Origin of the sequence: Microbacterium sp. zg-B185 (genome assembly GCF_030246885.1) — a bacterium.
Classification (GTDB): domain Bacteria; phylum Actinomycetota; class Actinomycetes; order Actinomycetales; family Microbacteriaceae; genus Microbacterium.
The window spans coordinates 316,106-335,111 of the sequence record NZ_CP126739.1 but is presented as its reverse complement, the minus strand read 5'-3'; the positions used below and the strand labels follow the sequence as shown (position 1 = coordinate 335,111).

At 66.7% G+C, this 19,006-nt stretch carries 20 protein-coding genes; 9 read left to right on the top strand and 11 right to left on the bottom strand.

Features of this window, described 5'->3' with window-relative positions; all coding sequences use genetic code 11:
• Window positions 1-1,392, bottom strand: coding sequence for a sigma 54-interacting transcriptional regulator (locus QNO12_RS01555; protein ID WP_257503203.1), 1,392 nt, complete (start codon window positions 1,390-1,392; stop codon window positions 1-3).
• Between the two features lie 228 nt (window positions 1,393-1,620).
• Between QNO12_RS01555 and QNO12_RS01550 the strand changes: the two genes are divergently transcribed.
• The 4 genes from QNO12_RS01550 to QNO12_RS01535 all read left to right on the top strand — a co-directional run bounded on the left by QNO12_RS01550 (window position 1,621) and on the right by QNO12_RS01535 (window position 4,440).
• Window positions 1,621-2,568, top strand: a complete 948-nt coding sequence (locus QNO12_RS01550) for an alpha/beta fold hydrolase (protein ID WP_257503202.1) — start codon at window positions 1,621-1,623, stop codon at window positions 2,566-2,568.
• Between the two features lie 221 nt (window positions 2,569-2,789).
• Entirely contained in the window at window positions 2,790-3,503 is a 714-nt protein-coding gene (locus QNO12_RS01545; protein ID WP_257503201.1) for an alpha/beta fold hydrolase, read from the top strand.
• A gap of 191 nt (window positions 3,504-3,694) precedes the next feature.
• Window positions 3,695-4,018 (top strand): ArsR/SmtB family transcription factor, encoded by a 324-nt coding sequence (locus tag QNO12_RS01540; RefSeq protein WP_257503200.1) that lies wholly within the window; start codon window positions 3,695-3,697, stop codon window positions 4,016-4,018.
• Entirely contained in the window at window positions 4,018-4,440 is a 423-nt protein-coding gene (locus QNO12_RS01535) for an SRPBCC domain-containing protein (protein ID WP_257503199.1), read from the top strand. Before QNO12_RS01540 ends, QNO12_RS01535 begins: the two co-directional genes overlap by 1 nt.
• 21 nt (window positions 4,441-4,461) lie before the next feature.
• On the opposite strand, the gene QNO12_RS01530 is transcribed toward QNO12_RS01535, so the two are convergent.
• From QNO12_RS01530 to QNO12_RS01500, 7 genes are all read right to left on the bottom strand, one after another.
• A complete protein-coding gene (locus QNO12_RS01530) occupies window positions 4,462-5,256 on the bottom strand; it encodes an SDR family oxidoreductase (protein WP_257503198.1) in 795 nt (264 codons plus the stop codon).
• Between the two features lie 95 nt (window positions 5,257-5,351).
• On the bottom strand, window positions 5,352-5,498 hold the full coding sequence (locus QNO12_RS01525) for a hypothetical protein (protein WP_257503197.1): 147 nt from the start codon (window positions 5,496-5,498) through the stop codon (window positions 5,352-5,354).
• Window positions 5,499-5,562: 64 nt separating this feature from the next.
• On the bottom strand, window positions 5,563-6,813 hold the full coding sequence (locus tag QNO12_RS01520) for a flavin reductase family protein (RefSeq protein ID WP_257503196.1): 1,251 nt from the start codon (window positions 6,811-6,813) through the stop codon (window positions 5,563-5,565).
• On the bottom strand, window positions 6,810-7,940 hold the full coding sequence (locus QNO12_RS01515; protein ID WP_257503195.1) for a M20 family metallopeptidase: 1,131 nt from the start codon (window positions 7,938-7,940) through the stop codon (window positions 6,810-6,812). Before QNO12_RS01515 ends, QNO12_RS01520 begins: the two co-directional genes overlap by 4 nt.
• Complete coding sequence (locus QNO12_RS01510; RefSeq protein WP_257503194.1) at window positions 7,937-8,611, bottom strand: DUF1028 domain-containing protein; 675 nt, start codon at window positions 8,609-8,611, stop codon at window positions 7,937-7,939. The genes QNO12_RS01515 and QNO12_RS01510 overlap by 4 nt, the downstream gene beginning before the upstream one ends.
• Window positions 8,608-9,978, bottom strand: coding sequence for an LLM class flavin-dependent oxidoreductase (locus tag QNO12_RS01505; protein ID WP_257503193.1), 1,371 nt, complete (start codon window positions 9,976-9,978; stop codon window positions 8,608-8,610). Before QNO12_RS01505 ends, QNO12_RS01510 begins: the two co-directional genes overlap by 4 nt.
• 18 nt (window positions 9,979-9,996) lie before the next feature.
• Window positions 9,997-10,431: a RidA family protein gene (locus tag QNO12_RS01500; protein WP_257503192.1), complete on the bottom strand. Its 435-nt coding sequence runs from the start codon at window positions 10,429-10,431 to the stop codon at window positions 9,997-9,999.
• Window positions 10,432-10,590: 159 nt separating this feature from the next.
• Between QNO12_RS01500 and QNO12_RS01495 the strand changes: the two genes are divergently transcribed.
• The 5 genes from QNO12_RS01495 to QNO12_RS01475 all read left to right on the top strand — a co-directional run bounded on the left by QNO12_RS01495 (window position 10,591) and on the right by QNO12_RS01475 (window position 15,501).
• Entirely contained in the window at window positions 10,591-11,541 is a 951-nt protein-coding gene (locus QNO12_RS01495) for a LysR substrate-binding domain-containing protein (RefSeq protein ID WP_257503191.1), read from the top strand.
• 128 nt (window positions 11,542-11,669) lie between these two features.
• A complete protein-coding gene (locus tag QNO12_RS01490; RefSeq protein WP_257503190.1) occupies window positions 11,670-12,956 on the top strand; it encodes a flavin-containing monooxygenase in 1,287 nt (428 codons plus the stop codon).
• Complete coding sequence (locus tag QNO12_RS01485; protein WP_257503189.1) at window positions 12,953-13,813, top strand: transporter substrate-binding domain-containing protein; 861 nt, start codon at window positions 12,953-12,955, stop codon at window positions 13,811-13,813. The genes QNO12_RS01490 and QNO12_RS01485 overlap by 4 nt, the downstream gene beginning before the upstream one ends.
• A gap of 24 nt (window positions 13,814-13,837) precedes the next feature.
• The gene (locus QNO12_RS01480) at window positions 13,838-14,704 is read left to right on the top strand and encodes an amino acid ABC transporter permease (RefSeq protein ID WP_257503188.1); all 867 of its coding nucleotides are present in this window, start codon (window positions 13,838-13,840) and stop codon (window positions 14,702-14,704) included.
• Window positions 14,701-15,501, top strand: a complete 801-nt coding sequence (locus tag QNO12_RS01475) for an amino acid ABC transporter ATP-binding protein (RefSeq protein WP_285178186.1) — start codon at window positions 14,701-14,703, stop codon at window positions 15,499-15,501. The genes QNO12_RS01480 and QNO12_RS01475 overlap by 4 nt, the downstream gene beginning before the upstream one ends.
• A 123-nt stretch (window positions 15,502-15,624) precedes the next feature.
• Here the strand turns inward: QNO12_RS01475 and QNO12_RS01470 are convergent, their stop codons facing one another.
• The 3 genes from QNO12_RS01470 to QNO12_RS01460 are packed head-to-tail and all read right to left on the bottom strand — an operon-like array spanning window position 15,625 to window position 18,973.
• Window positions 15,625-16,296 carry a GntR family transcriptional regulator gene (locus tag QNO12_RS01470; RefSeq protein WP_257503187.1) on the bottom strand — a complete coding sequence of 224 codons (672 nt, stop codon included), beginning with the start codon at window positions 16,294-16,296 and terminating at the stop codon, window positions 15,625-15,627.
• A gap of 9 nt (window positions 16,297-16,305) precedes the next feature.
• Window positions 16,306-17,250 carry an NAD(P)/FAD-dependent oxidoreductase gene (locus QNO12_RS01465; protein ID WP_285178185.1) on the bottom strand — a complete coding sequence of 315 codons (945 nt, stop codon included), beginning with the start codon at window positions 17,248-17,250 and terminating at the stop codon, window positions 16,306-16,308.
• Between the two features lie 28 nt (window positions 17,251-17,278).
• The gene (locus tag QNO12_RS01460) at window positions 17,279-18,973 is read right to left on the bottom strand and encodes a UGSC family (seleno)protein (protein WP_257503186.1); all 1,695 of its coding nucleotides are present in this window, start codon (window positions 18,971-18,973) and stop codon (window positions 17,279-17,281) included.
• Between the last annotated feature and the right edge of the window lie 33 nt (window positions 18,974-19,006).

Here is a 19,006-nt window from a genome sequence, read left to right as displayed (position 1 = left end):
TCACCCATACACGCTCTCCCCCGCCGCGCTGTCCTTGCTGATGCGCCGCTCCAGGTAGAGCGCCTCGAGCAGCAGCTCCAGAGCGCCCGCCCGCTCGCCCGGGGTCCGCGCATCGAGTCGCTCGGCCACCTCGTCGTACAGATCGGACTCGCCGAGGACCGGCATCGCGGCGAGGACATCGGCGGCGGGGACCTGCTCACCCGTCATCACCGTGGCCCCGTCGTGCAGCGCGTCCACCAACGCTGCCGCGTCGATGCCCCGCAGGTGCGTGCGAGCAGTCTCTGCGATCGCGGTGCGCAGCAGATGCTCGAGGATGGGACGCTCGCGGCCTTCCTCACCCGTCTCGAACTCGATCTTTCCCCCCAGCACGTCCACGGCGGTCTCGAGGTCCACCGGTCGCGCCACCCCGACCTCCTCGTGCTGACGCGTGGCGCGGTGCAGAGCTGCGGCCGCGATCGTCTCGGCCCCGGCGATGGCGAAGCGCGCCGACACACCCGCCCGCTGGTCCACGGCATCCGAATCCCGAAGATTGCGGGTGAAGCGCGCCAGCACCTCGAGCAGGTGGGCGGGAACCGTGGCGACCAGGTCGGCCTCTTGGCGGATGACGGCCACCTCCTCCTCGATGGTCTGCGGATAGTGCGTGCGGATCTCCGCGCCGAACCGGTCCTGCAGCGGCGTGATGATCCGTCCTCGGTTGGTGTAGTCCTCGGGGTTGGCCGTGGCGACGACCAGGACGTCCAGGTCGAGCCGAAGCAGGTAGCCGCGGATCTGGATGTCGCGTTCCTCCATCACATTAAGCAGCGACACCTGGATGCGCTCGGCAAGATCGGGCAATTCGTTGATCGCGACGATTCCACGGTGGCTGCGTGGGATCAGACCGTAGTGGATGGTCTCGGGGTCTCCGAGCGAGCGACCCTCGGCCACTTTGATCGGGTCGACGTCACCGATCAGATCGGCCACCGACGTGTCCGGAGTGGCGAGCTTCTCGACGTATCGCTCGGAGCGATGCCGCCAGGTCACCGGCAGGTCGTCGCCCAGTTCGGCTGCGCGTCGAACCGAGGCGGGCGTGACCGGATGGAACGGGTGCTCACCCAGTTCGGACCCGGCGATCACCGGCGACCACTCGTCCAGCAGTCCGGAGAGGCTGCGCAGCAGCCGGGTCTTGCCCTGACCGCGCTCGCCCAGCAGGACCACGTCATGTCCGGCCAGCAGCGCGCGCTCCAGCTGGGGGATCACCGTGGAGTCGAACCCGTGGATGCCGGGCCACGGGTCGCGCCCGTCGGCCAGCGCTGAGAGGAGGTTCTCACGCAGCTCCACGCGCAGCGGCCGATAGGTGTGCCCCGACGCGCGCAGCTGTCCCGTCGTGGTGATCGCTGATGGCGATGTTGTCATGACGAGAGAGTAAATCTCTTGCACGGGGGTGAGGGCCGGATGGCGGATTTTGTCAGGACGAGAGGTTCCGCGGCTCCTGCGACCCCTATCGCACCGTCGCGATTGTGGATACCTTGAGGGGCCGATCCTCTCGGCGCAACGGACAGGTGATCCAGGCACTGCAGCCCGTCTTCGCAGCGGCGGTTACGGTGATGCCCACCCAGCCGGGCAGCGAATGAGGACAGGGAGATGACGGACGTGGACCAGAGCCGCTGGCCGGTGAGGTTCCTCGCGACGCTCGCCACCGCATCCGTCGTTGTGCTGATACTGGCCGCGTGCTCGGATGCAGCCCCGTCGCCGGCGTCGCCACGCCCGGGCGGCGGTGACATCGTCTCGACCGAGTCGGTCGATATCGGAGGCGGCCGCGCCATGATCCTGGAGTGCGCCGGCACAGGCTCGCCCACCGTCGTGTTCATCTCCGGGACGCGGGGCGCCGCCGATGAATGGGACACGCTCCTCGCAGACGCAGACCCCGCTGCGGTGTCCACCTTCGACGATGTCTCCCGCACCACGCGGGCGTGCTCCTACGACCGGCCGGGAACGACCCGGGCATCGGGCGAACTCTCACCCTCGACCGTTGTCGCCCAGCCGACCACCGCTCGCCAGGGCGCCGAGGATCTCCTGACGATGATGGATGCCGCCGGCGAACCCGGACCGTACGTGGTCGTCGCGCTGTCCTGGGGCGGTCTGATCGCACAGGAGCTGGCGCGCACGCATCCTTCCGACGTCGCCGGGCTCGTCCTGCTGGACTCGGCCAGCGCGTACCTCGCTCAGACGTTCTCCGCCGACCAGTGGGCGCGGTGGATGGCGGTGATCACGGCGAGCGCGGACTCGCTCGGGTCGGAGGTGCCGGCCTACGAGATGAGCATCTCAGAGTTGCAGGCTGACGCCGCCTTGCCGACCGTTCCCGTCGTCGTCATCTCCTCGGATCACCCCTGGGACCTGCAGCTCACTCCCGGTGAATCCACGTGGCCGGGCTGGGTCGCAGCCCAAGCCGAGCTCGCGCGATCGCTGGGCGCTGTGCACATCACCGACTCCGACAGCGGGCACGGTATCCCGGTCGAGCAGCCGGCGCTCGTCACGGCCGCGATTCGGGTGGTCCTGGACACCGTCAGAGACGTGCGAACGATCCGCTGACCCGTCTGCCCGACGCCCAGGAACGATCGCTCTCTCCCGGCCGTCGATCTTCTCGATCCACCCGGCACAGACGCCCCGGCGGCATCTGATCCATCGAGGTCCAGCGTCCGGACCCTCTTGCCGCGCATCGCAACATCCAATATATTACATCCCACTACCGGCATCCGTCGGCGGAAACTAAGAGCGCGCGGGCGGCCCGTCGCGAACGGATTGGACACATCATGAGCACTGATCAAGACATCAAGAACGTCGTGCTGGTGCACGGCGCCTTCGCCGACGGGTCAGGATGGCGAGGCGTATACGACAACCTGACGGCTCGGGGCTACCGGGTCACCATCGTGCAGAACCCGCTCACCTCGCTGGAGGACGACGTCGCGGCGACCACCCGAGTGCTGAACCTCCAGGACGGGCCGACGATCCTCGTCGGGCATTCCTGGGGCGGCACTGTCATCACCGAGGCAGGGGTGCATCCGAACGTCGCCGGACTGGTCTACGTCTCCGCGCTCGCTCCGGACGCAGGCGAGACCACCTCCCAGCAGTACGAGGGTTTCGCCCCGACGCCGGACTTCGTCATCGATGTCGGCGACGACGGATTCGGCTTCCTCAATCACGAGAAGTTCAAGCTGGGGTTCGCGGCGGACGCCGGCGACGCGGATGCGGCGTTCCTTCGGGACTCGCAGGTCCCCATCAACATGTCGGCTTTCGGTGTCCCGGTCAAGGACGCCGCCTGGCGGGAGAAGCCGAGCTGGGCGGTCATCGCCGAGGAGGACAAATCCTTCGATCAGGCGATGCTGCGGCACATGGCCGAACGCATGGGGGCGGAGATCACGAACGTACCGGGGGCCAGCCACGACGTCTTCATCACCCAGCAGGGCATCGTCTCGGACGTGATCGACACCGCCGCACACGACGCCGCTCGCGTGCGCGCCGCCTGAACGACCGGCGCGGGCCCGCCGTGCGCGGGCTCGCCCGTCGTCGGGGCCCTCGCCGCCTCGCCGGGCAGAACCTGACAGATCCGGGACTGGAAGCGTCGCCCAGCGGCACCCCCCCCCGACGCCTGACGTCCGGCAGTGGAGCCACCGCGAGAAGGTTGACAGGTGACTCGAGGGTCACCTATTGTCGCGGCATGGACACCGAGTCCGTGATCCACGCAATCGCAGATCCGTCCCGTCGCCGGATCCTCGACGCGCTGCGGTCGCGCGACGGCCAGAGCGTCGGCGAACTCACCGAAGCACTTGCGCCCCTCGGCCGGCACGCCGTGCTCAAGCACGTCGGCGTGCTCGAAACGGCCGGACTCATCGTGTCGCGAAAAGAGGGACGCGTGCGCCGTTGCCACCTCAACCCCGTGCCCATCGTCCAGCTCGCGGAGCGCTGGATCGATGACTTCGGAGCGCGCGCATCCGCTGGGCTGCTCGCGCTCAAGAACGATCTCGAGAAAGGAACGAACTGATGACCGACGATCGCATCTACGAGGTGCTGGTGTCCGCCGAGCCCACCGCGGCATGGCGTGCTCTCACGGACCCGGGCACGGTGAAGAGGTACTACTTCGGCACGTCGCCGCGCACCACCTGGCAGGTCGGCGCGCCGATCGAGTTCGTGGACGAAGAAGGCGACCCCCAGATCGTCGGTGAGGTGCTGGAGTACGAGCCGCCTCGGCGTCTGGCGCACACCTTCGTCGCCACCTGGTACGGCGCATCGGACGATCAGGGCTCGCTGCACTGGGAGATCGAACCGACCGACTCCGGATGCCGGATCACCCTGGTGCATCGCGGTGCACGTGGCCAGACCCGCGAAGGCTCGGAAACCGCGGACGGCTCGCGGCAGATCATCGAAGGGCTCAAGCAGCTGCTGGAGCAGGATGCCGCTGCCTAGCCCGGCCGCGGCATCCGTCGGTCAGCCCTGACGCCAGTCGTCAGAGACGATGTGGGAGCCCGCCTGGGGACCCATCTGCAGCATGCCACCGTCCACGGCGTACGAGGCTCCGGTGACGTAGGAGGCTCCGGCGGAGGCGAGGAATGCCACGACCGCGGCAACTTCGCGGGCGTCGCCGGGACGCCCCAGCGGCACGCCCGGGCGGGAGACCGCGTGCGGGTTCTCGTCTTCCTGGTCGGTCATGGGCGTTGCGATCTCGCCGGGGGCGACCGAGTTGGCGGTGATCCGTTCATGGCCTAGTTCCAGGGCGATCGTCTTCATCAGGCCACCGAGACCGTGCTTGGCCGCGTCATATGCGGCGGAACCGACACGCGGCTGATGCTCGTGGACGCTGGTGATCGCGATCAGCCTGCCCCCTTGGCCGCCGAGCATGTGACGAGCGGCACGCTGGAGGCAGACGAAAGCAGCCTCGAGGTCAACACTCACCGTATGGCGCCACTCTTCGAGAGTCATCTCCAGAAACGGCGCATTGTCGCCGGTGCCGGCGTTGTTCACGAAGACATCCAGGCCTCCGAGCTCAGCTGCGAGCTCGTCGATCACGTCCGCGCAGTCCGGGACCTCGGTGGCATCGAAACGCCGAACGACCGCCCTGCGGTTGAGCGCTTCCACCTCGCGTGCGGTGTCCCGCGCGCCGTCTTCGTCGGAGTGCCAGGTGATGCCGATGTCCATTCCGGCCGCGGCGAGCGCGATCGCCGTCGCCTTGCCGATACCGGAGTCGGAGCCTGTCGCGATCGCGCGGGTGGGGTGGAATGTCATGCAGTGAGGATCGCTCCCGGCCATCACGAGTGGAACGGGGTTGACAGCGCCTCCGACACTCACCCGGCGCGTTGTCAGCGGCGCCGGGGCAAAGGCTATTCGTCCGGGTCTTCTCCCTCAGCCTGGGAGGGGTGACCGTCGGCCGGCAGCGGATCGTGCTCGTCGGGACGATCCGGGTCCTCGCCCTCTGCCTGGCTCGGCTTGCCCGTGGGGCCATCGATTGAGTGATCGCGGGAGCTCATGACACGAGCCTGAGCGCAAGGCGCAGGCGACGCGAGGGGCTTGACTTTCTGTGAGGGGCGGAGGTCAGCGGTCCCGGAGTCCTGCGCCGACGTAGCGCTGGTAATCGAGCGCCGCGGACGTGCGTAACGTCTCGCGAACCTCGGCGGCAGCCGACTGAAGCGCCGCGACCCAGCCCAGAGCGGTGGAGCCATCCGTTGCTCGAGGAAAGCCGCTGGCGCGCAGGACGATGCCCGAGTTTCGGGGCGCACCCCCCGCGGGTTCGAAGACGGGAACCGTGATGGAGGTCAGCTCGATCGCGGTCTCCTCCGGCGCGATCGACTGAATGAAGAGGGGTCGGCTGGCAGCCAGGATGCCGCGGACCGCACGGTCCCGCGCCGGCGACAGCTCACTGCGCGCATACTCCTGCAGCGCCAGTGAGAGCGCATGGTCCTGGGCGGCGTAGCCCTCGGTGCGCTTGACCGTATAGCCCTGCGCCCGGACCTTCTCGGCGGAGCGCCGATAGGAATCGCTGACCTGCCGGTCCGGCGGCCACAGCCGGGACACCCAGGCGTCGATCGCGGCATCGTCCCACGCGATGGCCGCTTCACCCAGCGGCGGCACGATCGGTATCCGGGATCCGAGTCGCTCCTCCTCCGCTTCGGAGGATGCGGACCGCGCGAACGCGCTGGCTCCGATGGTCTGTTCGGACGCTGAGATCTTCACCATCGCCACGACATGGCACTCGAGCTCTTCGGCCAGCCGGTCCAGTTGCGGACGCGCTGCTTCGGCGATCCGTCCGGCGGTGATGAGCGACCCGTCGAGGTGCGCGGACAGGCCTGTCGGCGAGAAGCCGCCGTACCCGCCCTGGAAGAACAGCAGCGGCGCGACGGGCCTGGTCACCTCGAGATCGTCGACGTGGACCAGCGTGATCCAATGGTCCCCGGCTTCGACCTCTTGAGCGATTCTGCCCTGGATCGTGGCAACCGCTCCGTCGAGAACCGGTGCACCGTTCGCCGCCGGCGACCAGGCGACCCTCGCGAAGCGATCCGGGTCCTTGCCGGCCAGCGTGCGGGTCTCTGCGACCTGCTCGTGGGCGAGGATCGAGATCGCGATGCGATCGGCCCGTCGGAGCGTCGGATACGTGGAAGATGCCTTTTGCGGCATGAACGACACCAGCGGGGGCTCGAGGGAGACTGAGTTGAAGGACCCGATGATCATGCCGACCGGTACGCCGTCGACGATGCCCGCCACCCAGATGACCCCGGTGGGGTAATGACCCATCACGTCCCGGAACATCCCGGCATCGACGGTGGATTCGAGCGGTTCGGCGATCATCGGTCTTCTTCCTGAGCGAAGTCGAGGGCGGTCTGGGCGAGCAGGATGGCGCCGTCCAGCACCGCACGATCGGCGTTCTGTGTCACGGCGGCGTCGGCGAACTGCGCCTGATGGTTGACGGCATCCGTGTCGATGCCGATGTAGGGATGAATGGCGCGGACGAGCTGGGAGACGTTCCCCATGTCCGTCGAGGCGGTGTTCATGCCTGAGGTGCCGCGGTCGAACGTACGCCCGAGAGCGCGCGCATTGCGGTCGAAGGCTGCCGCCATCGGCTCATCGTTGCGGAACTCCGCATACCGCGGGCTGGTCTCGCGGACCTCGAGCTCGCATCCGGTCGCCAGTGCGCCGGCGCGGAAGCAGTCCAGCACCCGCTCGACCAGCGGGCCGAGCTCCTCGAGCGTCCGCCCTCGGACGTACCAGTTGCCGACCGAGCTCTCCGGAATGGCGTTCGCCGCCGTCCCGGCCTCGGTGACGATGCCGTGTACTCGGGTCGCGTCCGGCAGCTGCTGCCGCAGCAGGCCGATGGCGACCTGAGCGACGATGAATGCGTCGGCGGCGTTGCGCCCCCGCTCCGGATACGCCGCGGCATGGCTGCCGCGGCCCCGGTACGCGATCCTGAGGTGGGCGACCGCGTACGGTCGCGCGTACAAGAAGTTCGTCGGACCGGGATGGATCATCAACCCGAAGTCGACGTCATCGAACACGCCGGCGTCCTTCATCAGGATCTTCCCGCCGCCGCCTTCCTCGGCCGGGGTGCCGATGACGGACACACGCAGGTGTGGTGCGACAGCGGCCAGCGCCGCCGCAGCACCGCACGCCGCGGCGGCGATGATGTTGTGACCGCAGGCATGACCGAGGCCGACGAGGGCGTCGTACTCGGCCATGAATGCGATGTGCGGCCCGTCACCGGGGCGGCTCGCCACGAACGCCGTCGGCAGTCCGGCCTGACCGGCCTCGACAGCGAATCCCTCGCCCGCCAGCCACCGCTGCAGGAGAGCGGATGATTCGTGCTCGACCCATGCGGGTTCGGCAAGGGCGTGAACCGTGTGGCTGAGAGCGATGAGGCTTTCGCCGCGAGCACCGATCTCCTGGGTCACGGCCGTCTTGGCAGCGACCACCGCGCTCATGCGTCTCCCGGCACGCCGTAGGACGGGGCGGCCGTCGGGTCGACTGCGCGCAGTCGGTAATCGGCCTTCTGCGGCAGCCACAGCGTCAGGAGCCGGGCGAGCTCGGCGATCGGCTGGTCGTGTTCATCCACTCGCAGGTCGGTGACCCGCCACGCAACGTCATCGATGACCGACAGCCCGGCCGAGCGCACCGGTCCTGCTTCGCCACCGGCGGCGAGGCCCGCCTCGAGCCCCGCCAGCAGCCGCTCCTCGAATCGGGGCGCACGGCTGGATGCGTAACCCTCGACCACCGCCGCCGGCACGTCCGTGTTCGCGAGGAGGTTCCCCGCGGACACGCAGGCGTCGCCCTCGGCTGCCGCGTGCACGCCGAGCACCGCCGCGCCGTGGAACACCGCCACGCCTCCGTCGCGGTCGATCGCGGCGAGCTGCCGGTAGGCCGGGAACCGCTCACCGGCGAGGAGCAGGGCGATGGTCTTCTTCGCATCATGGCCATCCTGGAGCAGCGCGAGTCCACGGATCCCGAGCTCAGGATTAGTCACGTTCTGAGACGCCACCGCGCCCGCGCCGGCGGCCAGATGTGCACAGCGGGCCGCGACCGCCGGACTGGAGGATGCCACCACCATGCCGAACGCGCCTGTGGCCGGATCGCGGGCGATCAGGGAGATCGTCATGCCGAGGTCCCTTCGATGGCGCGGGCGAAGGCTCCGGTGCGCCCGTCGACATGACGGTTCGTGGGGCGGAGGAGGCCCAACCGATCGCGGAGCGTGCCATCGGTCTGCTCGGTGCGCACGAGGCCGCGGCGCTGCAGTTCGGGCACCAAGAGCTCGACCAGGTCATCCAGGCCGCCGGGCAGCCACTGCACGTTGAACATGAATCCGTCGGATCCTCCGGCCTCGACCCAGGCCTGCAACTCGTCGGCGACCTGCACCACGTCGCCGACGATGACCGTCGTCTGTCGGGTGTAGCGCCGTGCGACCTCGCGCAGGGTGTGTCCCTGCCCGATGAGCTCCACGATCTCCTGGAAGTAGATCTGATGGTTGTTGGAGGATGCCGGTACCCGGTCGGCGGGTATCGGCTCGTCGAGCGGAAGGTCGTGCAGCGTGGTTTCGAGGTCGTTGGAGAGGAAGGTGACCAGCGCCTCGATCGGGATGATGCTCTGCAGCAGCTCCTGCTTGGCGCGGGCCTCTTCCTCGGTGCGGCCGACAATGACCTGCACGCCGGAGAGCACTTTGAGCTCGTCGGCGCGGCGACCGAACTTCGCCATGCGGCCCTTCAGGTCGGTGTAGAACTCCTGCGCTGCGGACAGAGACTTGCCGGTGCCGAAGACCACCTCAGCGGTCTCCGCGGCGAGCTCTTTGCCGGTCGCCGAGGCGCCCGCCTGGATGATGACCGGGTAGCCCTGCGGCGACCGGGCGATGTTCAGACCGCCCTTGACGGTGAAGTACTTGCCCCGGTGGTCGACGAGGTGGAACTTCGCGGGATCGAAGTTGCGCGCGGCGGCCTTGTCATAGACGAAGGCATCGTCCTCCCAGGTGTCCCAATACGCGGTGACGATGTCGAACACCTCCTTGGCGAGGACGTAGCGCTCGTCGTGCGGGGCCATCTTGTCGAGGCCGAAGTTCTGCGCGACGTCGTCATTCGCCGTCGTGACGACGTTCCAGGCAGCCCGACCGTGGGAGATCCAGTCGAGCGAAGCGAACTGGCGCGCGATGTTGAACGGTTCGTAGAAGCTGGTGGACACTGTGGCGCCGAGGCCGATGTGCTCGGTGGCCATCGCTATGGCGGAGAGGGCGGTGATCGGTTCGAGCGAATTCTGATAGGCGGGCGTCTGCGTCCACTGCTCGAGGTGCCGGTGCTGCGCGCCCGGACGGTCGGCCAGGAAGAAGAGGTCGAAGAAGCCGCGTTCGGCCGTCCGGGCGAGCGAGACGTACGTTTCGATGCTGTCCGGGGCTGACGGGTCCACGTCGGGGTGCATCCACGACGATGTGGCCGTGCCGGGCGGGACGATCAGAGCGCTGAGGACGATGTGCTGGCTCATGCTGTTCGGTTCCAATCGTCAGACGGTCTGGGCAGCGCTGGGCTCGGCGAGCACGGCGGTGGCTTCGATCTCGACGAGCCATTCGGGCCGGGCGAGGGCCGAGACGACCAGTCCGGTCGAGACCGGAAAGACTCCTCTCAGCCAGCTCCCCATCGTGCGGTACACCGTCTCGCGGTAGCGGATGTCCACCAGGTAGACGACCACCTTCACGATGTCCTCGAGCGACCCGCCGGCTTCTTCGACGAGCATCTTGATGTTCGCCATCGCCTTCTCGGTCTGCGCCTCCACATCCCCGATGCCGACGCTCTCCCGGCTGTCGAGGTCCTGGCCGATCTGGCCGCGGATGTAGATGACACCATTCGCGACGACCGCCTGACACAGGTCGTTGTCGAGGTTCTGCTCTGGGTAGGTGTCCTTGGTGTTGAACGGACGGATGCGAGTGTGGTGCGTCATGCTTCCGGGCGGCTTTCTGCTGGCGGGTTGGGGGGTCCGCACTCAGGTTCCACTTTCCGAACAGCCGCAGCAATCGCCCGGAACTGCACGTCCACGTCAGATTTTGTGATGTAACGGGCGAGAAACATCACGGCAATGCCATCCAGCGATGCTGACGTCATGAAGATGCCGGAACCCCGCGATGTGTCCCTCGCGCAGCTGATCTACTTCACGCGCTGTGCCGAGTACTCGAGCATGGCGGACGCGGCCGCCGCCCTGTACGTTGCGCCGTCGGCGATCTCCAACTCGATCGCGAATCTCGAGAAGCGACTCGGCACCCCCCTGTTCATCCGACGGCGCGCGAAGGGGCTGATGCTGACCTCCGCCGGCCAGGCGTTCCTGGCGAGGACCCGGCAGATCCTCTTCGACCTGGACGACGCCATTTCCGCGGTGGATCCCGATCAGCTCACCGGCGACCTGCGCGTCGGCATCTTCCCGACGCTCGCTCCGTTCTACCTTCCGGAGATCGCCGAACGGCTCGCGAGCCAGTTCCCCGGTATCGCTCCGCAGTTCGTGGAGCTCAGCGCAGGCGAGCTGGAGCCCGCTCTGAGAGACAACGTGGTCGAAGTTGCACTCACATACGATCTCGGGCTCGGTCCCGGCATCCATCGGGAAAGACTCAAGCAGGCGCCGCTGTACGCGGCGTTCAGTGCGGACCACCCGCTGGCTCAGCGGGAACGGGTCTACATCTTCGAGCTGGCCGAAGAGCCGATGGTGCTGCTGGATTGGCAGTACACCCGCGAGTACTTCACTCAGATCTTCGCGAATCGCGGGCTCGTGCCGAACATCCGGCATCGTTTCTCGAGCTTCGAGACGGTGCGCGCGATGGTCGCCCGCAGTCGCATGTTCACACTGCTCAACCAACGCCCCGCGCACGATCTCACCTACGACGGCGGCCGTCTGGTGGCGGTGGAGGTCGATGAGGATTCCGGCCTCGCGATCGTCCTGGCCAGCGCGCAGCCCATCACCTCCTTGACGCGCCGGCCCCGTGCATTCGTCGACGCGTGCCGGTCCATCGTCGGAGCGTCGATGACCGGCTCGCATCCGGATTACGAGAATGTGACGGCGTGATTTCGTCTCCGAAATCGACGGACTGCATCAGTTCAGGACAATTGCTTCCCCTCCACCGCGCCGCACAGCATTAGGGACCAACCGATCCGACAGGCGGGTTCGGTCCAGGCGTTGAGAGAACGGATGCAATGAGCACCGAAGAAACCGAAGTCGTCATCGTGGGCGCCGGCCAAGCGGGCATCGCCATGAGCGAGCATCTGACTGCGTCGGGCATCCCCCACATCGTGTTCGAGAAGGAGCGCATCGCCGAGAAGTGGCGCTCGGGCCGCTGGGACTCTCTGGTGGCGAACGGTCCCGCGTGGCATGACCGTTTCCCGGGTCGCGCCTTCGAGGCGGACCCGGACTGCTTCATCTCGAAGGAAGAGGTGGCGGACTACTTCGTCGCCTACGCCGCGTGGATCGGATCGCCGGTCCGCACCGGCGTGGAGGTGACCCGTGTGCACAAGAACACGGACCGTCCGGGCTTCACCGTCGAGACGTCGGAGGGCCGCATTCAGGCTCGATTCGTCGTGTCCGCGACCGGCGCGTTCCAGCGGCCCCGGATCCCGGCCGTGCTGCCCGCCGTCGCCGGAGTGACCCAGTTGCACTCCGCCGACTACAAGAACCCCGCACAGCTGCCCGCCGGCTCGGTCCTCGTCGTCGGGGCGGGTTCCTCCGGCGTGCAGATCGCCGCCGAGCTGCAGGCGGCCGGCCGACCGGTGTACCTCTCCGTCGGCGCGCATGATCGCCCGCCGCGACGTTATCGGGGGCGGGACAACGTGTGGTGGCTCGGAGTGCTCGGCAAGTGGGACATGGCAACGCCTCCCCTCGGCGCCGAACACGTCACGATCGCGGTCAGCGGCGCCGACGGCGGACGCACCGTCGATTTCCGGGACCTCGCCGCCGCGGGGATCACGCTGGTGGGCCGCACCGAGTCCTACCGGAACGGTGTCGTGCGCTTCAGTGCGGGGCTCAGGGCTGACATCGAAAACGGTGATGCGGACTATCTGTCGCTGCTGCGCGAGGCGGACGACTACATCGCGCGCAACGGGCTCGAGCTCCCCGAGGAACCGGAGGCGCATGTGCTCGGACCGCTGCCGCGCGCGGTCCTGGACCCGGTCCGCGAACTCGACCTCGCCGCGGCATCCGTCCGCTCCATCGTGTGGGCCACCGGCTATGCGCAGGAGTTCGGCTGGCTGCAGGTGGACACGTTCGATGATCGCGGGCGTCCCCAGCACGCTCGCGGTGTCGCCCGCGAACCAGGCGTCTACTTCCTCGGTCTGCCGTGGCTTTCCCGACGCGGGTCCAGCTTCATCTGGGGTGTCTGGCACGACGCCAAGTACGTCGCCGACCAGATACAGATCCAGCGCGGATATGCCGCCTACCGCTCTCCATTCGCCGCCAGCTCCACCGACCCCCGAAAGGCCCACGTATGAAGCTCCAGACCCGAGCTGTCGTTTCGACCCTCGCCGTCGCCGCGACCGCGGCGATGATCACCTCCTGCGCCGCTGCTGCGCCCACCGACGAAGCCCCCGAGATCACCACCCTCACCGTCGGCATGTCCTGGCCCTACGAGCCTTGGCAGGTCGGCGACGGCACGACCGTGAAAGACGGAATCGAGCCGGAGCTGCTCGCCGCGATCGGCGAGAAGCTCGACATCACCTTCGACATCCAGAACGTCGACTTCACCGGAATCGTCACCGGCACCCAGTCGGGCAAGTACGACCTGGCCGTCTCCGGCCTGGGCGTCTACGGCGACCGGCTGAAAGCGCTGAACTTCATCCCCGACGCCAAGACCGGATACACGATGGTCATCAACGCCGAGGATGAGGATCTCTACACCACCATCGGCGACCTGTGTGGCGTCGAAGTCGCCGTGCTCAACGCCACCAAGTCGTACAACGACATCGAGCTGGCCAACGCCACGACCGAAGACGACGGCAGCGACTGGTACGGCGTCTGCAAGGACGAGCCGATCACCTTCCAGGCATACGACGACCAGGCGGGGCAGGATCTCGCATTCTCGACCGGCAAAGTCGACGTAGGGCTGCTGACCGAGCAGGTGGCCGCCAGCTACGTGGAGAAGTCGGGCGGCGACTACCTCGTCGTCGAGCCGTACAGCTACGTGCCGTTCGGCATCGGCATCCCGAAGGAGGAGACCGAGCTCGCTGAGATGCTGCTCAAGGCGTTCAAGGAGGTCGTGGCGGACGGCACCTACCTGAAGATCCTCGAGAAGTACGGCCAGGCGGACTCGGCGCTCACCGCCGACGAAATCGTCCTGCTGACCGACTGACCGCCGCTAGAGATGAGGACGACCGTGACTCAGCAGGCACCCCCCGCGCCGGCGATGACCCCGGAGCCGTCGCCGACCGCGGCGCCGACGGTCATCGCTCGGAAGCATCCCGGCCGCTGGATCGCGGTCGTCCTCATCCTCGTCGCCGCGGTGGAGATCATCCGCTGGGCCGCGACGAACCCCGGCTTCGAGTGGCCGGTATTCCGCGACTACCTCTTCGACGGCGCCGTCCTGCGCGGCGTCTGGAACACCATCCTGCTCACGGTGCTGGCCGAAGTGATCTCGCTGTCCCTGGGAACGCTGCTGGCCGTGATGAGGATGAGCCACAACCGCATCATCTCAGGCGCCGCGTTCGTGTACACCTGGTTCTTCCGGGGCGTGCCACTGCCGGTGCTGCTCATCTTCATCTTCTTCTCCGCCTCGGTGCTGCCGAGTCTGGGCTGGGGTGATTACAGCATCGACATGAACGATGTGTTCGCTTCGCCGCTGCTTGCCGCCGTCATCGCCTTCGGGCTCAACGACGCCGCCTACACGAGCGAGATCGTGCGCTCGGGGCTTCTGTCGGTCCCACCGGGACAGCGCGAGGCCGCCTATGCGATCGGCATGAGCCCGGCGCGGGCGATGCGACGCATCGTGCTGCCGCAGGCCCTGCGCATCATCATCCCCCCGGTCGGCAACGCCGTCATCTCGATGCTCAAGCTCACGTCGATCGCAATGGTGATCGGATTCAGCGAGCTGATGAACACGGTGCGCGGCATCTACTCGAGCGAGTTCAACACCATCCCCATGCTCGTCGTGGCGACGTTCTGGTACCTCGTCCTCACCACGGTGCTGTCCATCGGCCAGTACTTCGTCGAGCGTCATTTCGGAAAGGGCCACGAACGTCGATGAACACCGAATCCGACGACAGCCGCTTCGCTCCGCCCGCCGACGTCATGGTCCGCGCGGTGGAGATCCACAAGTCCTTCGGCCGGGTCGATGTGCTCAAGGGCGCCTCACTGGACGTGAAACGCGGTGAGGTCGCGTGCATCATCGGCCCGTCCGGATCCGGCAAGTCCACTCTCCTGAGATGCATGAACCACCTCGAGTCGTTCCAGCGCGGCGACATGTGGGTCGCCGGCCGAGAGATCGGATACACCCGCCGCGGCGACAAGCTCTTCGAGCAGCACCCACGGCAGATCGCCGCTGCTCGCCGCAACGTGGGCATGGTCTTCCAGCACTTCAACCTGTTCGGTCACATGACGGCGCTCCAGAACGTCGCAGAGGGGCCGATCCAGGTGCTGGGCATCTCCAAGAAGAAGGCCACCGAACAGGCTGCGGAGCTGCTGGACCGGGTCGGTCTGGCATCACGCAAGGACCATTACCCCCGCGGCCTCTCAGGCGGCCAGCAGCAGCGCGTCGCCATCGCCCGCGCACTCGCCATGCAGCCCGAGGTGGTTCTGTTCGACGAGCCCACGTCGGCGCTCGACCCGGAACTGGTGGGCGAGGTCCTCGACGTCATGAGGGACCTTGCAACCGGCGGGATGACCATGGTCGTCGTCACGCACGAGATGGGCTTCGCCCGAGAGGTGGGCAGTTCGCTGCACTTCATGAGTGACGGTCGCCTCGTCGAGTCCGGTGTGCCCGCCGAGGTGCTCTCCAATCCGCAGCACGAGCGCACCAAAGCCTTCTTGTCGAAGGTGCTCTGAGAAGGGCGCGGCTGGCATACGTCGTTCCGGGCGACCGGCTGGCGCAACCGTTTCACGAAGGAGGCCGCGCCGATGTGCACGCTGGTGCAGGACCGTCCCTGGTGGAGCCTCGGCTCCGACATATCAGCGCTGGTTCTCCTCGGGACCGCGTGAGCCGAGCGCAGCGAGAAAGTCCCCGAACCTGTCTCCCTGCACCGTCACGTGCGCGACAGCCAGTTGCTCCGCAGATGAGGCATCCGCGGCCCGAAGTGCGGTGACGATGGCACCGTGCTCGGCCGATGAGTTCAGCATTCGGCCGGGAACTCGGAGTTGAAGACGCCGGAAGGGCTTGAGGCGGGTTTGCAGGGAGGTCGCCATGCGGGTGAGGAATGAGTTCCCGCTGGCCGCGTAGAGAAGCTTGTGGAACGTCTCGTTGGCGTAGTAGTACTCATCGGCGTCGGCAGATTGAAGTGTCGCCGCACACGCAGCGTGGGCCCCCTCCAGATCCCGTAACTGCTTTTCCGTGCACCGTCGTGCAGCCAGCCGCGCGCAGAGGCCCTCGAGTTCTGCCATGACCTCGAACATCTGCAGCATCTCTGGGATCGCGATCACCTTCACGAACGCGCCCCGGTGAGGCTGGATATCCACGAGCTCCGTTGCCTCCAGTTGCCGAAGTGCCTCACGCACCGGCGTGCGAGACACGCCGAAACGGGAGGCGAGCTTCACCTCATCGAGCCGCTGTCCCGGCGCGTAGACGCCTGTGACAATGGCCTCCTCGATCAGATCCCGCAATTCGGTGGCGCGGCTTTGTTTCACGTCGGGCACCTAGGGCGTCCCGAAGCCGTTGGTCGCTCTTGCGCGAGTCAGGTATTCCAGCGCGGAATCCCCGGCGCGCTCCCCGTCAGCGGCAGATTCTGTCAGTAGGGCCAGAGACCCGCTCCGGATGTCGCCCGCGGCGAAGACACCTTCCCACGAAGTGGCCAGCTTCTCGTCGACCACAATGTGGCCAGACTCGTCGCATTCCACAAGGCCGCTGATCCAGGACGTGTTTGGCGATAGGCCTATGTAGATGAAGACCCCGTGTGCGGGCAGCTCCTTCTCGTCGCCGGTCAGCAGGTTGTGAACTGCAACCGCTGAAACCACGTCCTCTCCGCGGATTGCGCTCACAGTTGAATTCTGGTGGAATCGGACGTTTTTCCGGGCCAACGTCAGATGGGCGATCTCGACGCGTGAAGTCGGTGCCTCCCCGACGTGGACGACGACCACCTCGCTGGCGAAACCAGCGAGAACCCTTGCTTCGTCGAGTGCGGAGTCACCACCGCCCACGACGATCACCCGTTTGCCGCGAAAGAATGGCCCGTCACACGATGCACAACGGGAGACCCCTCGACCTTCGAATTCGTTTTCCCCGGGGACCCCGAGTGCGCGCCGCGTGGACCCAGCCGCGATGATGACGGCGGTCGCGCCTACCGGGTCGTCTGCGCCCGTGACCACGAAGCCATTGCCCGACTTTTCGATTCGCCCGATATCGGCCAAGAGGATTTCCGCCCCAGCTTCCTCCGCCTCTTCGAGAAGCTCAACGCCGAGATCGTAGCCGGCGATAGGGGCGGATCGCCCCGGCGCATTCGTGAGGTCCTCAACCGTAGCCACCTGCCCGCCCACCCCTTGGCGGTCTAGGACAAGGACACGCGCGCCACCCTTCGCAGCCTGACGCGCAGCCGTCAGACCAGCCACACCGGCCCCTACTACCACTACGTCATAGTCGGTCATTGCCGTGCCCTCCCGGCGTTGGCCTTCATCAGCGCCACTCATCTATCGAGATGGTTGCGGTGAGCCGCGATCCCATGATCTGCCAGTATCCGTTGGACTCGCCGCCGACCACTACGACGTTGATGCTCTCCTTGGAGAACATGTGGATCGACTCCTCGGACGTGGCACGCAGATTACTGGCCATCGGCTCCTCCCCGTAGGTCGCTCTCGGATAGACGTAGTTCTGGATCAGTTGCATGTCCCAGTAGCGTCCCGCGGGCATCCGAGCGGTTTCGTGGATCCAGGCGATCAGCGCGCCCTTGTCTATGAAACCACCCCGGTCCACGAACTGCTCGGCAACGATGGGATCCAGCAAGAGAACGGGAGCAGTGACGGCGTCTGTGCCGAGCAGCATATCCCTGACGTGCTCACGCCAATAGCCGGCTCGTAGCCCCAGGCTGAAAGTCGTCGACCTGTTGCCGTAGAAGATGCTCACCGTGCTGTCATCAGGCTTGAACCCGCGTTGAACATGGAGCGGCTCCCAGGGCGAACGTTCCTCATTCTCCGCGAAGGTGATGCTGTTATAGGTGTAGTTGTTGCCGAGTGACCCCATAAACGTTTCACCTGGCACGGACCCGCCCTGCAGATTCTGCGACAGCAACCCATACGCACGACCGATCGTCGCATTTGCCCGGTTATAGGGACCCAGCGCGCCGATCCCAGAGTTCATACCGATCTCGGCCCGTATCGGCCCATTGACCACCACCATCGCAGCCCCCGAACTCGACGTGCTGCCGCGGGCGCTACGACCGCTCGCGGCCAAAGCAAGGATCACCGGGAAGTGGTCCGGCTTCGCGCCCGCCATGACTGCGTTTACCGCAACCTTCTCCACCGTGTAGTCCCAAGCGCCGCGGTTCTCCGTAGGCTGCATCCGGCCGACGATCTCTTCTGCGTCGCGGCTTGTACCGGCCAGCATTTCACGAACCCGCCGCTCGGTCGGAAGAACGATGGGGAGTTTGTCCGTCCAGTCGCGAGTGAGGAACAGTTCGTGCAGTGCATCCTCGCTTGCGGGGGCGAGCAATCGGTTTTCTGAGCGTCTCGCGGCGGGAATCGCGGAGGCGGTCTGGGGAAGCGGGCGAGTGAGTCCCTCGATGACCGCCTGCATGACCGGCGTGCCGGTCACAGGGTCCGATCCATGGACGTACTCGCGCAGTTCGGCTGCGGACTTGCCCATCACAGGCTGCGGCACAAAAACGAGTGGAGCCTGGGGCAGTCCGCCCATTCGCGTCACAGATTTGACAACCTTCTCGAACTTTTCGGTGTGTACTGCGACCGTCGGGATGCCGTATTTGGTTTCGAGCGTGATCGCATGCGTGGACACCGCAGGCGCGCAGGTACTGCAGTGCCCGACCCCGAGTATCGCCGCGTCGCCGTCGGCCCGTATGCGCTCCCACAGTTCAGGATCGTCCTTCGCATACGTGGAGGCGAGGGCAACCATGCGGATGACAACTGAGGGCATGTTCTCCTGAAACCACAGTTCCATCTGCTTGAGCAACTCCACCGAGTCGTCAAACCGGCTGTCGACGAGATAGACGGTCTTCCCGTCCAGTGCCTCGACCCTGCCGGCGGGCACCTTGCCCTTCACTTCTGGGGCATAGCCTGTGGGGTCGTGCACCACGTAGCCGGTACCGCTGTCAGCGTCCCCGGCTTCCACATTGGGAGTTCGTAGGGCGGCATTGCTCATTTCGTCCTCTTTCGCGTGCACTGGGAGCATGGT

Excerpts from the sequence above, each read along its gene's own strand:
- QNO12_RS01555 (WP_257503203.1), bottom strand. The coding sequence starts at position 1,392 with ATGACAACATCGCCATCAGCGATCACCACGACGGGACAGCTGCGCGCG.
- QNO12_RS01550 (WP_257503202.1), top strand. The coding sequence starts at position 1,621 with ATGACGGACGTGGACCAGAGCCGCTGGCCGGTGAGGTTCCTCGCGACG.
- QNO12_RS01545 (WP_257503201.1), top strand. The coding sequence starts at position 2,790 with ATGAGCACTGATCAAGACATCAAGAACGTCGTGCTGGTGCACGGCGCC.
- QNO12_RS01540 (WP_257503200.1), top strand. The coding sequence starts at position 3,695 with ATGGACACCGAGTCCGTGATCCACGCAATCGCAGATCCGTCCCGTCGC.
- QNO12_RS01535 (WP_257503199.1), top strand. The coding sequence starts at position 4,018 with ATGACCGACGATCGCATCTACGAGGTGCTGGTGTCCGCCGAGCCCACC.
- QNO12_RS01530 (WP_257503198.1), bottom strand. The coding sequence starts at position 5,256 with ATGACATTCCACCCCACCCGCGCGATCGCGACAGGCTCCGACTCCGGT.
- QNO12_RS01525 (WP_257503197.1), bottom strand. The coding sequence starts at position 5,498 with ATGAGCTCCCGCGATCACTCAATCGATGGCCCCACGGGCAAGCCGAGC.
- QNO12_RS01520 (WP_257503196.1), bottom strand. The coding sequence starts at position 6,813 with ATGATCGCCGAACCGCTCGAATCCACCGTCGATGCCGGGATGTTCCGG.
- QNO12_RS01515 (WP_257503195.1), bottom strand. The coding sequence starts at position 7,940 with ATGAGCGCGGTGGTCGCTGCCAAGACGGCCGTGACCCAGGAGATCGGT.
- QNO12_RS01510 (WP_257503194.1), bottom strand. The coding sequence starts at position 8,611 with ATGACGATCTCCCTGATCGCCCGCGATCCGGCCACAGGCGCGTTCGGC.
- QNO12_RS01505 (WP_257503193.1), bottom strand. The coding sequence starts at position 9,978 with ATGAGCCAGCACATCGTCCTCAGCGCTCTGATCGTCCCGCCCGGCACG.
- QNO12_RS01500 (WP_257503192.1), bottom strand. The coding sequence starts at position 10,431 with ATGACGCACCACACTCGCATCCGTCCGTTCAACACCAAGGACACCTAC.
- QNO12_RS01495 (WP_257503191.1), top strand. The coding sequence starts at position 10,591 with ATGAAGATGCCGGAACCCCGCGATGTGTCCCTCGCGCAGCTGATCTAC.
- QNO12_RS01490 (WP_257503190.1), top strand. The coding sequence starts at position 11,670 with ATGAGCACCGAAGAAACCGAAGTCGTCATCGTGGGCGCCGGCCAAGCG.
- QNO12_RS01485 (WP_257503189.1), top strand. The coding sequence starts at position 12,953 with ATGAAGCTCCAGACCCGAGCTGTCGTTTCGACCCTCGCCGTCGCCGCG.
- QNO12_RS01475 (WP_285178186.1), top strand. The coding sequence starts at position 14,701 with ATGAACACCGAATCCGACGACAGCCGCTTCGCTCCGCCCGCCGACGTC.
- QNO12_RS01465 (WP_285178185.1), bottom strand. The coding sequence starts at position 17,250 with ATGACCGACTATGACGTAGTGGTAGTAGGGGCCGGTGTGGCTGGTCTG.
- QNO12_RS01460 (WP_257503186.1), bottom strand. The coding sequence starts at position 18,973 with ATGAGCAATGCCGCCCTACGAACTCCCAATGTGGAAGCCGGGGACGCT.